The organism is Streptomyces sp. VTCC 41912, assembly GCF_045799175.1.
In the GTDB taxonomy this organism is placed as follows: Bacteria; Actinomycetota; Actinomycetes; order Streptomycetales; family Streptomycetaceae; genus Streptomyces; species Streptomyces albulus_C.
The window spans coordinates 40,286-55,007 of the sequence record NZ_JBJMAB010000045.1 but is presented as its reverse complement, the minus strand read 5'-3'; the positions used below and the strand labels follow the sequence as shown (position 1 = coordinate 55,007).

At 70.4% G+C, this 14,722-nt stretch carries 14 protein-coding genes; 12 read left to right on the top strand and 2 right to left on the bottom strand.

All coding sequences use genetic code 11. The features are described 5' to 3' along the window. Positions 1–638 precede the first annotated feature (638 nt). Positions 639–941 carry a DUF4193 domain-containing protein gene (locus tag ACJ6WD_RS36370; protein ID WP_016575747.1) on the top strand — a complete coding sequence of 101 codons (303 nt, stop codon included), beginning with the start codon at positions 639–641 and terminating at the stop codon, positions 939–941. Between the two features lie 98 nt (positions 942–1,039). Next, complete coding sequence (locus tag ACJ6WD_RS36365; protein WP_308401830.1) at positions 1,040–1,843, top strand: hypothetical protein; 804 nt, start codon at positions 1,040–1,042, stop codon at positions 1,841–1,843. On the opposite strand, the gene ACJ6WD_RS36360 is transcribed toward ACJ6WD_RS36365, so the two are convergent. Then, positions 1,762–2,226, bottom strand: coding sequence for a DUF3093 domain-containing protein (locus tag ACJ6WD_RS36360; protein ID WP_233661940.1), 465 nt, complete (start codon positions 2,224–2,226; stop codon positions 1,762–1,764). The two genes, ACJ6WD_RS36365 and ACJ6WD_RS36360, sit on opposite strands and share 82 nt — an antisense overlap. 58 nt (positions 2,227–2,284) lie before the next feature. On the opposite strand from ACJ6WD_RS36360, the gene ACJ6WD_RS36355 reads away from it, so the two are divergent. From ACJ6WD_RS36355 to ACJ6WD_RS36320, 8 genes are all read left to right on the top strand, one after another. Then, positions 2,285–2,878, top strand: a complete 594-nt coding sequence (locus ACJ6WD_RS36355) for a PaaI family thioesterase (RefSeq protein ID WP_016575744.1) — start codon at positions 2,285–2,287, stop codon at positions 2,876–2,878. Between the two features lie 5 nt (positions 2,879–2,883). Next, complete coding sequence (gene dut / locus ACJ6WD_RS36350; protein WP_174505053.1) at positions 2,884–3,396, top strand: dUTP diphosphatase; 513 nt, start codon at positions 2,884–2,886, stop codon at positions 3,394–3,396. Position 3,397: 1 nt separating this feature from the next. Continuing rightward, positions 3,398–4,156, top strand: coding sequence for a DUF3710 domain-containing protein (locus ACJ6WD_RS36345; protein WP_016575742.1), 759 nt, complete (start codon positions 3,398–3,400; stop codon positions 4,154–4,156). Positions 4,157–4,483: 327 nt separating this feature from the next. Further along, positions 4,484–4,573 carry a K(+)-transporting ATPase subunit F gene (gene kdpF, locus ACJ6WD_RS36340; protein WP_016575741.1) on the top strand — a complete coding sequence of 30 codons (90 nt, stop codon included), beginning with the start codon at positions 4,484–4,486 and terminating at the stop codon, positions 4,571–4,573. A 31-nt stretch (positions 4,574–4,604) separates the two neighbouring features. Beyond that, a complete protein-coding gene (kdpA, locus tag ACJ6WD_RS36335) occupies positions 4,605–6,281 on the top strand; it encodes a potassium-transporting ATPase subunit KdpA (RefSeq protein WP_233661946.1) in 1,677 nt (558 codons plus the stop codon). Positions 6,282–6,313: 32 nt separating this feature from the next. Continuing rightward, entirely contained in the window at positions 6,314–8,419 is a 2,106-nt protein-coding gene (gene kdpB / locus ACJ6WD_RS36330; protein ID WP_233661947.1) for a potassium-transporting ATPase subunit KdpB, read from the top strand. Positions 8,420–8,424: 5 nt separating this feature from the next. After that, a complete protein-coding gene (gene kdpC / locus ACJ6WD_RS36325; protein ID WP_233661941.1) occupies positions 8,425–9,087 on the top strand; it encodes a potassium-transporting ATPase subunit KdpC in 663 nt (220 codons plus the stop codon). 400 nt (positions 9,088–9,487) lie between these two features. Further along, positions 9,488–10,177, top strand: coding sequence for an ABC transporter ATP-binding protein (locus ACJ6WD_RS36320; RefSeq protein ID WP_407617366.1), 690 nt, complete (start codon positions 9,488–9,490; stop codon positions 10,175–10,177). A 109-nt stretch (positions 10,178–10,286) separates the two neighbouring features. On the opposite strand, the gene ACJ6WD_RS36315 is transcribed toward ACJ6WD_RS36320, so the two are convergent. Next, on the bottom strand, positions 10,287–10,874 hold the full coding sequence (locus tag ACJ6WD_RS36315) for a GNAT family N-acetyltransferase (protein ID WP_376557739.1): 588 nt from the start codon (positions 10,872–10,874) through the stop codon (positions 10,287–10,289). Positions 10,875–11,232: 358 nt separating this feature from the next. Between ACJ6WD_RS36315 and ACJ6WD_RS36310 the strand changes: the two genes are divergently transcribed. Next, complete coding sequence (locus tag ACJ6WD_RS36310; RefSeq protein WP_376557737.1) at positions 11,233–13,788, top strand: ATP-binding protein; 2,556 nt, start codon at positions 11,233–11,235, stop codon at positions 13,786–13,788. 193 nt (positions 13,789–13,981) lie between these two features. Further along, positions 13,982–14,665: a response regulator gene (locus tag ACJ6WD_RS36305; RefSeq protein ID WP_016570936.1), complete on the top strand. Its 684-nt coding sequence runs from the start codon at positions 13,982–13,984 to the stop codon at positions 14,663–14,665. Positions 14,666–14,722: the final 57 nt, after the last annotated feature.

The following is a 14,722-nucleotide window of genomic DNA, read 5'->3' as shown; positions in this document are numbered from 1 at the left end:
GTCCGCTCCGTGGTCCGCGCCCACGACGGCACCATCACCGCCGAACCCCGCGAGGGCGGCGGCCTGGACATGCGCGTCGTGCTCCCCCTCTGACACCCCCGTCGCGGCCCCTGTGCGGCTGCTGGAGGCGTCGCAGGGGTGGCCGGAGGGTTCCGGGCTACCGACGCGTACGGTCGCCCGCACGGCGGCCGTACGCCTCGATCCCGGCCGTTCCCGTCCGGCCTTTCGGTTTGACGGGACGGGGGGTCTCCGGGGATCCTTCGCCGAGTTCGCTTTGCGCTGAATTCGGCGGGTCCGCCCGCCGCCTTGATCGTGTGTGATCCCTCACAGGGGCCCCTTTCCGGCCATCTACCCTCCGTGATCGAAATGCCTGGTGGAAAGCCGGGAAAATCCGGGTTTCCCAAGGCCCTGATCACGGGAAGTACACGTGATGGGCTGCGCGAGGTGCGACATTCGGACCGTGTACGGTCCTGATCGCCATCCAAACCGATCACCTCTTCAGGGGTGCGGTTGGGTGTCGATTGAGTAACAGACCTTGATGTGAGGCAAAATCTCCGCCTCAGGTCGGGCACAAGTCCGGCCTCTCACGCGTTACGAGCGCTGAGACACCGCAGACACCCAGAGGGGGAGAGCGACAAATGGCTACGGATTACGACACTCCACGCAAGACCGATGACGACCTCAACGAGGACAGCATCGAGGAACTGAAGTCGCGGCGGAACGACAAGTCCGCCTCGGCCGTCGACGTCGACGAGTTCGAGCAGGCCGAGGGCCTGGAACTCCCCGGCGCCGACCTGTCCAACGAGGAACTCGCGGTCCGCGTCCTGCCCAAGCAGCAGGACGAGTTCACCTGCATGAGTTGCTTCCTGGTCCACCACCGCAGCCAGCTGGCTGCCGAGGACAAGAACGGCAACCCGATCTGCCGCGACTGCGCGGCCTGACCGGTTACGCCGTGCCAGGCGTGAACCCGTTCCGTAAGGGCCGCAAGGGCGGCCACGGTCCGGCGGCAGGCGCACGATCACGCGAGGAAACCGCGCCCGTGCCCGCCGACCCGACCGCCCTCCCCGAGGAACGGTCGACCGGTGCACCCCAGCGGCGTGGCCGCCCGGCCGCGCTCGCGGACGCGGCCGTCCGCGGCGCCAGGAAGGGCCGCGACGGCGTACGGTCCGCGCTCGGCGCGATCGCCGACCGGATCATCGCCACCGCCCCCAGGATCCCGGTGCGCGACCTCGCCACCCTGCGAGCGCACTTCCCCGGACTGACCGCCGAGGAGCTCGCCGACAAGCTGGTGGCGGGTGCCTGCACGGGGACCGCCACGGTGGGCGCCGGCGTCGGGGCGGCCGCCATGCTGCCCGCCCCGCCGGCCATGCCCGCCGAACTCGCGGCCGAGGTGGCGGGCGTCGCCTCGGTGGAGATCAAACTGATCGCCGAACTCCACGAGGTCTACGGCCTGCGGCCCCCCGGGAACCGCACCCAGCGCGCCACCGCCTACCTGACGTCCTGGACCCAGGAACGCGGCATCGACATCGCCAAACCCGCCTCGCTGAACGTCGCGCTCGGCGGTCCGATGCGGCGCGAACTACGCCAGCAGATCATGAAGCGCACGCTGCGCAACCTGCCCAACCTCACGCCGTTCCTGATCGGCGCCGCGGTCGGCGCGTTCCTCAACCGCCGCGACACCAGGAAACTCGCCGACAAGATCCGCGTGGACCTCCGGCGCCGCCAGATCCCCTGGGACACCCTTCCCGGCGCCCCGAGCGATCAGCCGCGCGCCGACGACGCCGCCGACGCCGCCGACGACAAGGCCGCCAGCAGCCGCTCCGGCTCGCGCGTCGACAAGTAGGCGTACGGCGTCGGGTCCTCGGGGTCGCTGATCTCCACCCGCACCGCCGTCGGCACGTAGCTCCGCAGCAGCATGAACGCGCGCGCATCGGCCTTGTGCGTCCGCCAGGCCATCGCCTCCGCCGCGTCCAGTGCCTGCGCCTCACCCAGCGCCGACACCGGGATCTTCGCCTCCCCGGCGATCAGCGCACCGCCCACCACCCGGATCCGCACCGAGCCGTACGAGCTCACCGCCACCGCGGACAGCGCCCCGCCGCCGATCAGCCCGCCGAGCATCGGGAGCGTCCCCAGGGGGAGCAGCATCAGGGCACAGGCGATGCCGATGAGCGCGGCGATCACCCACCAGGAGCGGGGCGCGGTGAGACGTTCTTCGTACGACTGCATGCCCCCAGCTTGGCACGGCGGCACTCGGCCCTTATCCGCGCGGGTAGGGTCTGCACTCGTGAGTGGAACTGACCAACCCAGGACGCGGCTGACGCCACCCGCGGACGCCACGGCCCCGGTCCGGCACCCGGACGCGCCGGCCCCCGGAGAACTGCTCGGCGCGCACTACGAACGGTGCTTCGGCTGCGGCACGGGCCAGCCCCACGGGCTGCACCTGGAGGCCCGGGCCGGCGACGGCGTGCGCGTCACCGCCGAGTTCACCGTCAAGGAGGCCCACCAGGGCGCCCCCGGTCTGGCGCACGGCGGAGTGCTGGCCACCGCGCTCGACGAGACGCTCGGCTCGCTGAACTGGCTGCTGCGGGTGATCGCGGTGACCGGACGGCTGGAGACCGACTTCGTCACGCCGGTGCCGCTGGGCACGGTGCTGCACCTGGAAGCGCAGGTCACCGCCGTGCACGGCCGGAAGATCTACTCGACCGCGGTCGGCCGGATAGGCGGGCCCGACGGCCCGGAGGCGGTCCGCGCCCGCGCCGTGTTCATCGAGGTCAAGGTCGACCACTTCATCGACAACGGAAGGACCGCGGAGATCGAGTCGGTGCTGGCCGACCCGGACCAGGTCAAGCGCGTGCGTGCCTTCGAGGTGAACCCGTGAGTCAGCTGCGGAATCCGGTCGACGTGCTGCTGCGCCGGCTCGACCCCGACGTCCCCGTCCCGTCCTACGCGCACCCGGGCGACGCCGGCGTCGACCTGGTGACCACCGAGGCCGCCGAACTGGCACCCGGCGAGCGCACCGTCCTGGCCACGGGAGTGTCGATCGCCCTCCCCGACGGCTACGCGGCGTTCGTGCACCCCCGCTCCGGGCTGGCGGCCCGTTGCGGACTGGCGCTGGTGAATGCCCCCGGGACGGTCGATGCCGGGTACCGTGGAGAGATCAAGGTGATCGTGGTCAATCTGGACCCGCGCGAGAGCGTGCGGTTCGAGAAGTACGACCGGATCGCCCAATTGGTCGTCCAGCAGGTCGAGAAGGTGCGCTTCCACGAGGTGGCGGAACTTCCCGGCTCGGCGCGGGCCGAGGGGGGATTCGGATCCACCGGCGGTCACGCGGCGGTGGACGGCTCCACGGGCGGGAATGAATACGCATCGGTCGGTCGCGACCGGGAAGGACAGTGACGTGTTCGGACGTCGCAAGAAGAACGAGGCTCCTGTAGAGCCGGCCGAGGACGCGGCGCTCGCCGACGAGGCGGAGACCGGCGAGGACGACGCGACGCAGCAGCGGCTCAATCTCCCGCCCGCGCCGCGCCCCGACGGTCCCTGGGACGTGTCGGAAGTCAAGGAGCCCGGCCAGGGCCGGGTGGACCTCGGCGGCCTCTACGTACCCGGTGTCGAGGGCATGGAACTGCGCGTCGAGGTCGCCGGTGACGCGATCGTCGCCGCGACGGTCGTCCTCCAGGACAGCGCCGTGCAGCTCCAGGCGTTCGCCGCCCCCAAGAACGAGGGCATCTGGGGCGAGGTCCGCGAGGAGATCGCCGCGGGCATCACCCAGCAGGGCGGCGTCATCGACGAGGTCGACGGCCCGCTGGGCTGGGAACTGCGCGCCCAGGTCCCCGTACAGCTCCCGGACGGCGCCAACGGCGTCCAGGTCGTGCGCTTCGTCGGCATCGACGGCCCGCGCTGGTTCCTGCGCGGGGTGATCTCCGGGCAGGGCGCCGTGCAGCCGCAGGCCGCGGGCGTGCTGGAGCACATCTTCCGGGACACCGTCATCGTCCGCGGCGAGGGCCCGATGGCGCCCCGCGACCCGATCGTCCTCAAGCTGCCCGACGACGCCCAGATGGTGCCCGACGGCGTGCAGCAGGACCAGGCCGGCGGGTCGCGCTTCGGCGGCGGCGTGGAGCGGCTGGAGCGCGGACCGGAGATCACCGAGATCCGCTGACCCACCGCGCAAGGCCGCACGGTGCAGAAACGCCGTTGCGGCGGCTCAAACGTGACGGTCACGAGGGGCCGTACTCCCGGACAGGGGGTACGGCCCCTCGTCGTTTATGCAGGTCAGGTCGGGAAGCGTAAGAAAACCGTCAACGGAACGCTAATGGCCGTAAGGGAGGCGTCAACAGCGTTCAAGCGACGGAAGAACGACGGTTTGCTCTAGGGGTCCCATTCCGTCTGCCCATCTAGGAGCAACGATGGCCGACGTGGCCTTCGTCGTCGTCACCCTCGCGGTCTTCGCCGCGGTGGCTCTCGTCGCCAAGGGGGTGACGAAGCTGTGACCATCGAGAACATCGTCGGCCTCATCGTGGCCGTCGCCCTCCTCGGCTACCTGGTCCTCGCCCTCGTCTTCCCGGAGAGGTTCTGAGGTGTCGACAGCTGCCACCGCAGCGGGCCACATGAGCCCCGCTCTCGCGGGCGTCCTCCAGCTCACAGCGCTCATCGCGGCGCTCGCCCTGGTCTACCGCCCCCTCGGCGACTACATGGCCGCCGTCTACAGCTCCCCGCGCCACCTGCGCGTGGAGAAGGTCATCTACCGCTGCATAGGCGCCAACGCAGACACCCAGATGCGCTGGCCCGCCTACCTCCGCGGCGTCCTGGCCTTCTCCCTCGCCGGGATGCTCTTCCTCTACCTCCTCCAGCGCCTCCAGGGACACCTACCGCTCTCCCTCGGATTCGCCTCCATCAGCCCCGACCAGGCCTTCAACACCGCCGCCTCGTTCGTCGCCAACACCAACTGGCAGTCGTACAGCGGCGAACAGGCCATGGGCCACGTCGTCCAGACCGCCGGCCTCGCGGTACAGAACTTCGTCTCCGCCGCCACCGGCATGGCCGTCGCCGTCGCCCTCGTCCGCGGCTTCGCCCGCTCCCGCACCGGCGAACTCGGCAACTTCTGGGCCGACCTCGTACGCGGCACCATCCGCGTCCTGATCCCCCTCGCCATCGTCGGCGCGGTCATCCTCGTCGCCTGCGGCGTCATCCAGAACTTCGCCGGCATCCACGAAGTCGGCCAGTTCATGGGCGGCGCACAACAGACCAACGGCGGCGCCGTCGCCTCCCAGGAAGTCATCAAGGAACTCGGCACCAACGGCGGCGGCTACTTCAACGCCAACTCCGCCCACCCCTTCGAGAACCCCACCGCCTTCACCAACCTCTTCGAGATCTTCCTGATCCTCGTCATCCCCTTCTCACTCACCCGCACCTTCGGCAAGCTCGTCGGGAACGTGAAGCAGGGCTACGCGATCCTCGCCACCATGGGCATCATCTGGCTCGGCTTCACCGCACTCATGCTGTGGACCGAATTCGCCCACGGCGGCCCCGCGCTCCAAGCCGCCGGCGCCGCCATGGAAGGCAAGGAAGACCGGTTCGGCATCGGCGGATCCGCCATCTTCTCCGTCGCCACCACCCTCACCTCGACCGGAGCCGTGGACTCCTTCCACGCCTCCTACACCGCATTCGGCGGCGGCCTCCAACTCCTCGGCATGATGCTCGGCGAAATCGCCCCCGGCGGCGTCGGATCCGGCCTCTACGGCATGCTCGTCATGGCCGTCATCTCCGTCTTCATCGCCGGCCTCATGGTCGGCCGCACCCCCGAATACCTCGGCAAGAAGATCGGCACCCGCCAGATCAAACTCGCCGCCTGCTACATCCTCATCACGCCCACCCTGGTACTCGGCTTCACCGCCGCCGCCATGGTGCTCCCCGACGCCCTGGGCTCCATGCTCAACACCAAGGCACTCGGCGCCGGACCGCACGGCTTCTCCGAAGTCCTCTACGCCTACACCTCCGGCGCCAACAACAACGGCTCCGCCTTCGCCGGACTCAACGCCAACACCCCCTGGTACAACACCACGATCGGCCTCGCCATGCTGCTCGGCCGCTTCCTCCCCATGGTGTTCGTGCTCGCCCTCGCCGGCTCGCTCGCCGAACAGCAGCCCGTCCCCGAGACCGCGGGCACCCTCCGCACCGAAAAGCCGCTCTTCGCGGGGCTGCTCGTCGGCACCATCCTGATCATCACCGGTCTGACCTACTTCCCGGCGCTCGCCCTCGGGCCGCTGGCGGAGGGCCTGTCATGACCGCCCCCGTGAAACCGGAGGAGCACGGCTCCATGTCCACCGCCACACCGACCCGCGCTCCAGAACAGGACGCCGACGGCGGCCAGCAGCCCGGCGGCGGCCGCGTGGGCGGCGGCCTCTTCGACCCCAGGCAACTGCTCACGTCGCTGCCCGACGCCCTGCGCAAGCTCGACCCGCGGGTGATGATCAAATCCCCCGTCATGTTCGTCGTCGAGGTCGGCTCCGTCCTCACCACGATATTCGCCTGCGCGGCACCCACCGACTGGTTCGGCTGGGCCATCGCCGTCTGGCTCTGGCTCACCGTCATCTTCGCCAACCTCGCCGAAGCCGTCGCCGAAGGCCGCGGCAAGGCACAGGCCGACACCCTCCGCAAGGCCAAGACCGACACCGTCGCCCGCCGCCTCAACGGCACCGACGAGGAACAGGTGCCCGGCACCGAACTCCGCGTCGGCGACCTCGTCGTCTGCGAGGCCGGCGACGTCATCCCCGGCGACGGCGACGTCGTCGAAGGCGTCGCCTCGGTCGACGAATCCGCGATCACCGGTGAATCCGCCCCCGTCATCCGGGAATCCGGCGGCGACCGCTGCGCCGTGACCGGCGGCACCAAGGTCCTCTCCGACCGCATCGTCATCAAGGTCACCACGAAGCCCGGCGAGACCTTCATCGACCGGATGATCAACCTCGTCGAAGGCGCCGCACGCCAGAAGACGCCCAACGAGATCGCGCTGAACATCCTCCTCGCGTCCCTCACCATCGTCTTCCTGCTCGCCGTCGTCACCCTCCAGCCGTTCGCCATCTACGCCGGCGCCGAACAGCCCATGATCGTGCTGCTCGCCCTGCTGGTGTGCCTCATCCCCACCACCATCGGCGCGCTCCTCTCCGCCATCGGCATCGCCGGCATGGACCGCCTCGTCCAACGCAACGTCCTCGCCATGTCCGGACGCGCCGTCGAAGCGGCGGGCGACGTATCGACATTGCTGCTCGACAAGACCGGCACCATCACCTACGGCAACCGCCGCGCAGCCGAGTTCGTGCCCGTCCACGACGCCACCGAAGAGGAACTCGCCGACGCCGCGCAGCTGTCCTCACTCGCCGACGAGACCCCCGAAGGGCGCTCCGTCGTCGAACTCGCCAAGGAGAAGTACGCACTGCGCGAGGGTGAGTTCAGCGCCGACACGTTGACGGGCGCCGAATGGATCCCGTTCACCGCGCAGACCCGCATGTCCGGCGTCGACGTCGACGGCCGCAAGATCCGCAAGGGCGCCACCGGATCCGTCCTCGCCTGGGTCCAGGAACGCGGCGGCAACGTCACCGACGACGCCCGGGAACTCGCCGACACCATCTCCCAGGCCGGCGGCACCCCGCTGCTCGTCGCCCTCGAGGACGAGCGCGGCCCCCGCGTCCTCGGCGTCATCCACCTCAAGGACGTCGTCAAGGACGGCATGCGCGAACGCTTCGTCGAGCTCCGCAAGATGGGCATCAAGACGGTCATGATCACGGGTGACAACCCGCTGACCGCCAAGGCCATCGCCGACGAGGCCGGCGTCGACGACTTCCTCGCCGAAGCCACCCCCGAAGACAAGATGGCCCTCATCAAGCGCGAACAGGCCGGCGGCAAACTCGTCGCCATGACCGGCGACGGCACCAACGACGCCCCCGCCCTCGCGCAGGCCGACGTGGGCGTGGCCATGAACACCGGCACCTCGGCCGCCAAGGAGGCCGGGAACATGGTGGACCTGGACTCCAACCCGACGAAGCTCATCGAGATCGTCGAGATCGGCAAGCAACTCCTCATCACCCGAGGCGCCCTGACGACCTTCTCCATCGCCAACGACGTCGCGAAGTACTTCGCGATCATCCCCGCGATGTTCGCCGTGGCCTACCCCGGCCTCGACACCCTCAACATCATGCGGTTGCACAGCTCCCAGACCGCGATCCTCTCCGCGATCATCTTCAACGCGCTGATCATCGTCGCCCTGGTGCCGCTGGCCCTCAAGGGCGTCCAGTACCGGCCCGTCAGCGCCGACAAGATGCTCCGCCGCAACCTCGCCGTCTACGGCCTCGGCGGCCTCATCGCGCCCTTCATCGGCATCAAAATCATCGACCTGCTCATCTCCCTCATCCCCGGAATCGGGTGACCGCCATGAACAACTCGGTACGCAACACCGCCCGGTTGCTGACGGCCGGCCTGCGCGCACTGCTCGTCCTGACCGTGGTCTGCGGCGTGATCTACCCCCTGGTGGTCACCGGCGTGGCCCAGGCAGCCTTCCCCGGCAAGGCCAACGGCTCCGAGGTCACCTCCCACGGCAAGGTCGTCGGCTCCTCCCTCCTCGGCCAGCGCTACGACAAGGGCACCGACAAGAAGGGCAACCCGATCCCCGACCTCCGCTACTTCCAGCCCCGCCCCTCGGCCGGCCTGGGCAGCAACCGCACCAACGGCGTCAACACCCAGTACGACCTCCAGGTCTCCGGCGCCTCCAACCTGGGAGCCACCAACACCGACCTCGTCAAGGCCGTCGAGGAACGCAAGCAGTGGGTCGCCACCACCTACGGCGTCCCCCAGTCACAGGTACCGGCCGACGCCGTCACCTCCTCCGGCTCCGGCCTCGACCCCGACATCTCACCCGCGTACGCGCTCCTCCAGGTCAACCGCGTCGCCAAGGAGAACCACCTCCCCGCCGACCAGGTCCAGCGACTCGTCGAAGACCGGATCCAGGGACGCCAACTGGGCTTCATGGGAGAGCCCCGGGTGAACGTCCTGGACCTCAACGTCGCGCTCCGGGACCTCGCACAGGCCCACCGGTGACGGACGACGACTTACCGAGACACCCGAGCGGTGCACCACCGCCACCCACGACGGCGGCCCCGGGGACGACCCTCCCCGGGGCCGCCCCTTTTGCCTGCCCCTTCTGCCTGCACCGCGCACCATCGGCAGGCCCGTTCCACGAGTTATCCACAGGCATTGCCGGCCCGAACGCCCGCTCCGCATACTGTTTCGCACCTGACACGCACCACACGCACAACGCCCACCGACCGCCCCTCGGGAAAGGACAACCAGAGCTCACCCCCACACAGCAAGTTGACGGGCCGAGCGGCCTCGACGCACGACCACACCGGGGGAACGCACCATGAACGGACAGCGCGAGCCGAACGACGGAACGACGACCACGGGCACCGCCGTCTCCGACGCCGCACCGGCGACGACGATGATCCGCGTCGAAAACCTGCACCGCAGCTACGGCACCGGAGCAGGAGCCGTACACGCCCTGCGCGGGGTCACCTGCAGCGTCCCGCGCGGCGAACTGGTCGCCCTCCGAGGCCGTTCCGGATCCGACAAGACCGCCCTCCTCAACCTCATCGGCGGCCTGGACACCCCCGACTCCGGGCGGATCACCGTCGACGGCACGCCCCTCGCCGACCTCACCGAGAACGAACTCCTCGCCACCCGCCGCGACCGCATCGGCTTCGTCTTCCAGTCCTTCGGACTGATACCGATACTCAGCGCCGCCGAGAACGTCGGAGTACCACTGAGGCTGCGGAAGGTCCCACCGCGGGAGCGCGAAGCGCGCGTCGCACTCCTGCTGTCCCTCGTGGGCCTCGCCGACCACGCCGCCCAGCGCCCCGGCGAGCTCTCCGGCGGCCAACAGCAGCGCGTCGCCCTCGCACGCGCCCTCGCCAACCGCCCCGCCCTGCTCCTCGCCGAGGAGCCCACGGGGCAACTGGACGCCGAAACCGGCCTGGAGGTGAGGGAACTGCTTCGCGCGGTCGTCCGCAGCGAGGGCGTGACAGCCCTGGTGGCCACGCACGACACCGCCCTGCTCACCCTCGCCGACCGGGTCCTGGAACTGGACGACGGGGTGGTCACGGAGGCGGGGGCGGAGCCGGGGGAGGGGTGACGGGAGGGGAGCGGGGCGGGGGAAAGCCCCCCAGGAAGCCGGGAGCAACAGCGCCCCACCTCGACCCACCTCCCCGCTCCCCAAGCCCCTCACCATGGATCCAGTCCCCTCACCAAGCATCCCCCTCACGCCAGTCGCACGTCAGCTCGCCGCCGAGGTCCAAGGTCGCGGAGGTGGCCAGTACGTAGAGGGAGCCGTCCTCGTCGGGTGTGCGGTGGATGCCGTGGGGGGTGAGGGCCGAGGAGGGGCCGCGCCAGGGTTGCCAGCCACGGGCGGCGTAGAAGGTGGCGGCGTCGTCGGCGGCGCCGAGTGCGCCGAGGTCGTACGCGTTGTGGATCACTCGTTCCAGGGCGGTCATCATCGCCGCGCCGTGGCCGCGTCCGCGGCGGTCCGCGCGGACGCCGACGCCCTCCACGTAGCCGCACCGCAGTGCCCGGCCGTTGTGCAGCAGTCGGCGTTGGACGACGGAGGCGTGTCCGATCAGTTCGCCGTCTTCGTGGACGAGGGCGTGCATGCCGCCGAGGGCGTGTTCCCAGTCTTCGGCGGTCATGTCGTCGAAGACGTCGTAGAGGAGGATCCGGGCGGCCGTGAGGGTGGCGGCGTCCAGGTCGGCGGTGTGGGCGAGGCGCACCTCGGCGGTGCCGGCGGGGTGTTCGGCGGGAGAGGGGGAGGGGGAGGGGGAGGGGGAGGGGGTCATGCGAGGCATCGTCGCAGGGCCCGTCGGTGGGGAGCGAGGGCTTTGTTTCGGCCAAGCGGAGACCGGGCCGCGGTCAAGGACCGGCCAAGAAGTGGTCGGATGGCGCGTCGCGCGCCGGTGTGGGCGGGGCGGTCCTGGCCGGGTCCGCGAGGCGTGCCGGCACGCCCGTGGGGTGGCCGTGGCGAGGCGTCGCGGGGTGGTTCGTGACGCCCGATCGGCCCCCTGTCGCGGCCTGTATCAGAGTCGCGTCAAGACCGGGCGGAAAGCCGCTACCTGGGCGTTTTTTGAGGTGAACGGTCGGTAGGGTCGCATCAGGTCAAGCCCGGTGGGGGCGACCTTCACGTAAGACAATGGGGCCATGGCACGCGGCAAGCTACGGATATATCTCGGCGCGGCACCGGGCGTCGGCAAGACGTACGCGATGCTGTCCGAGGCACATCGCCGTGTGGAGCGCGGTACGGACGTCGTGGTGGCGTTCGTCGAGCACCACGGCAGGCCCCGTACGGAAGTGATGCTCCACGGGCTGGAGCAGGTGCAGCGGCGGGAGCTGGAGTACCGCGGTTCGACGTTCACCGAGATGGACGTGGACGCGGTTCTGGAGCGCAAGCCGGAGGTGGCGCTGGTCGACGAGCTGGCGCACACCAACGTTCCGGGGTCCCGCAACGGCAAGCGGTGGCAGGACGTCGAAGAGTTGCTGGAAGCCGGGATCACGGTGATCTCGACGGTGAACATCCAGCATCTGGAGTCGCTCGGCGATGTCGTCGAGTCGATAACGGGGGTGCGGCAGCGGGAGACGGTGCCGGACGAGGTCGTGCGGCGGGCCGATCAGATCGAGCTGGTCGACATGTCCCCGCAGGCGATCCGGCGCCGGATGGCGCACGGCAACATCTACCAGTCGGACAAGGTCGATGCGGCGCTGTCGAACTACTTCCGGCCGGGCAACCTCACCGCGCTGCGGGAGCTGGCGCTGCTGTGGGTGGCCGACCGGGTGGACGAGTACCTCCAGGAGTACCGGGCGGAGCACTCGATCCGTTCGACGTGGCAGGCGCGCGAGCGGATCGTCGTCGGACTGACCGGTGGGCCGGAGGGGCGGACGTTGATCCGTCGGGCCGCCCGGATGGCGGCGAAGGGCTCGGGCAGTGAGGTGCTCGCCGTCTACATCGCGCGCAGCGACGGGCTGACGTCGGCGTCGCCGAAGGAGCTGGCCGACCAGCGGACGTTGGTGGAGGACCTGGGCGGGACGTTCCACCACGTCATCGGCGACGACATACCGGGTGCGCTGCTGGAGTTCGCGCGGGGGGTGAACGCCACCCAGATCGTGCTGGGGTCGAGCCGCCGCAAGACCTGGCAGTACGTCTTCGGGCCGGGTGTGGGGGCGACGGTGGCCCGCGAGTCGGGCCCGGACCTCGACGTGCACATCGTGACGCACGACGAGGTCGCCAAGGGCCGGGGGCTGCCGGTGGCGCGGGGGGCGCGGCTGGGGCGTTCGCGGATCATCGCCGGCTGGATGGTCGGCGTGGCGGGTCCGGTGTCGCTGTCGCTGTTCCTCACCAAGCTGTCGAACGGTCCTGGGCTGGCCAACGACGTCCTGCTGTTCCTGTTCCTGACGGTGCTGGCGGCGCTGCTCGGTGGGCAGTTGCCGGCGCTGGCGTCGGCGGCGGTCGGCTCGCTGTTGTTGAACTTCTACTTCACGCCGCCCACCCACACGCTCACGGTCAGCGACCCGAAGAACATCGTGGCGATCGCGATCTTCTTCGCGGTGGCGGTGTCGGTGGCGTCGGTGGTGGACCTGGCCGCCCGGCGGACGCACCAGGCGGCGCGGTTGCGGGCGGAGTCGGAGATCCTGTCGTTCCTGGCGGGGAGCGTGCTGCGGGGCGAGACCACGTTGGACGCGCTGCTGGAGCGGGTGCGGGAGACGTTCGGGATGGACACCGTGGCGTTGCTGGAGCGGCGCAGCGACGTGGATCCGTGGACGTGTGCCGGTCGGGCGGGCGGTGGTGACAACACGCCGCCGCTGGCGCGCCCGGAGGACGCGGACGTCGACATGCCCGTGGGGGACCACATGGCGCTGGCGTTGACCGGTCGGGTGCTGCCCGCGGAGGACCGTCGGGTGCTGGCGGCGTTCGCCGCGCAGGCCGCGGTGGTGCTGGATCGTCAGCGGTTGGTGGGGGAGGCCGAGCGGGCGCGGGAGCTGGCGGAGGGCAACCGGATCCGGACGGCGTTGCTGGCGGCCGTCAGCCATGACCTGCGGACGCCGTTGGCGAGCATCAAGGCGTCGGTGACGTCGCTGCGGTCGGACGACGTGGCCTGGTCGGAGGAGGACGAGGCGGAGCTGCTGGAGGGCATCGAGGCGGGCGCCGACCGGCTCGACCATCTGGTGGGGAACCTGCTGGACATGTCCCGGTTGCAGACCGGGACGGTGACGCCGTTGATCCGGGAGATCGACCTCGACGAGGTGGTGCCGATGGCGCTGGGCGGGGTCCCGGAGGGCAGCGTCACGTTGGACATCCCGGAGGAGCTGCCGATGGTGGCGGTGGATCCGGGGCTGCTGGAGCGGTCGGTGGCCAATCTGGTGGAGAACGCCGTGAAGTACAGCCCGGACGGCGAGGTGGTGCTGGTCTCGGCCAGTGCGCTCGGCGACCGGGTGGAGCTGCGGGTCGCGGACCGGGGCCCCGGGGTGCCGGACAGTGCCAAGGACCGGATCTTCGAGCCGTTCCAGCGGTACGGGGATGCCCCGCGGGGCGCCGGGGTGGGGCTGGGGTTGGCCGTGGCCCGTGGTTTCGCGGAGGCGGTCGGCGGGACGTTGGCTGCGGAGGACACTCCGGGGGGCGGCATGACGATGGTGCTGACGATGCCGGCCGCCGCGGGGCTGCCGCCGGTCCGTCCTGATCTGCCGGCGCAGGCGACGACGTGAGGCGGGACCCTGGCAGACGTGGCTGCGGCGGGTCGCGGCCGTGCTCCGGTGACGGTGCGGTCCCGCCGCGTGGCCCGGGAGGGGGCCGTGGTCCGGGAGCGGGCCGTTGCACCGGCCGGCCGGCACCGGCCGCACTCTTGACTTGGTCGGCGGGCTTCTCCCGTCGGCGACCGACACCGCGAGGAGAACGCCAGTGAACCGGGTGCTTGTGGTTGATGACGAGCCGCAGATCGTTCGCGCCCTTGTGATCAACCTGAAGGCGCGCAAGTACGAGGTGGACGCGGCCCCGGACGGGGCCACGGCCCTGAAGCTCGCCGCGGCCCGCCACCCCGACGTGGTGGTCCTGGACCTGGGACTGCCCGACATGGACGGTGTGGAGGTCATCAAGGGGCTGCGCGGCTGGTCGCGGGTGCCGATCCTGGTGCTGTCCGCGCGGCAGACCTCGGACGAGAAGGTGGAGGCGCTGGACGCGGGTGCCGACGACTACGTGACGAAGCCGTTCGGGATGGACGAGCTGCTGGCGCGGTTGCGGGCGGCCGTGCGCCGGGCGGAGCCGACCGGGCCGGCGGACGACGAGGTGATCGTGGAGACCGAGGGCTTCACGGTCGACCTGGCGGCGAAGAAGGTCAACCGGGGCGGTCGGGACATCCGTCTGACGCCGACGGAGTGGCACCTGCTGGAGGTGCTGGTCCGCAACCAGGGGCGGTTGGTCAGCCAGAAGCAGCTGCTGCAGGAGGTGTGGGGTCCGTCGTACGGGACGGAGACCAACTACCTGCGCGTCTACATGGCGCAGCTGCGGCGGAAGCTGGAGGGTGACCCGTCGCACCCGCGGCACTTCATCACGGAGCCGGGAATGGGATATCGGTTCGAGGGGTGAACGCGGACCGGTCGTGAGCCGGCTGCCCGTGGGGGTTGTCCTGGGGGACGGCGCGGG

Coding starts and splice junctions, on each gene's coding strand:
- kdpC (WP_233661941.1), top strand. CDS start 8,425: ATGAACAACTCGGTACGCAACACCGCCCGGTTGCTGACGGCCGGCCTG.
- kdpA (WP_233661946.1), top strand. CDS start 4,605: ATGAGCCCCGCTCTCGCGGGCGTCCTCCAGCTCACAGCGCTCATCGCG.
- ACJ6WD_RS36360 (WP_233661940.1), bottom strand. CDS start 2,226: ATGCAGTCGTACGAAGAACGTCTCACCGCGCCCCGCTCCTGGTGGGTG.
- kdpB (WP_233661947.1), top strand. CDS start 6,314: ATGTCCACCGCCACACCGACCCGCGCTCCAGAACAGGACGCCGACGGC.
- ACJ6WD_RS36370 (WP_016575747.1), top strand. CDS start 639: ATGGCTACGGATTACGACACTCCACGCAAGACCGATGACGACCTCAAC.
- ACJ6WD_RS36320 (WP_407617366.1), top strand. CDS start 9,488: ATGATCCGCGTCGAAAACCTGCACCGCAGCTACGGCACCGGAGCAGGA.
- ACJ6WD_RS36310 (WP_376557737.1), top strand. CDS start 11,233: ATGGCACGCGGCAAGCTACGGATATATCTCGGCGCGGCACCGGGCGTC.
- ACJ6WD_RS36315 (WP_376557739.1), bottom strand. CDS start 10,874: ATGACCCCCTCCCCCTCCCCCTCCCCCTCCCCCTCTCCCGCCGAACAC.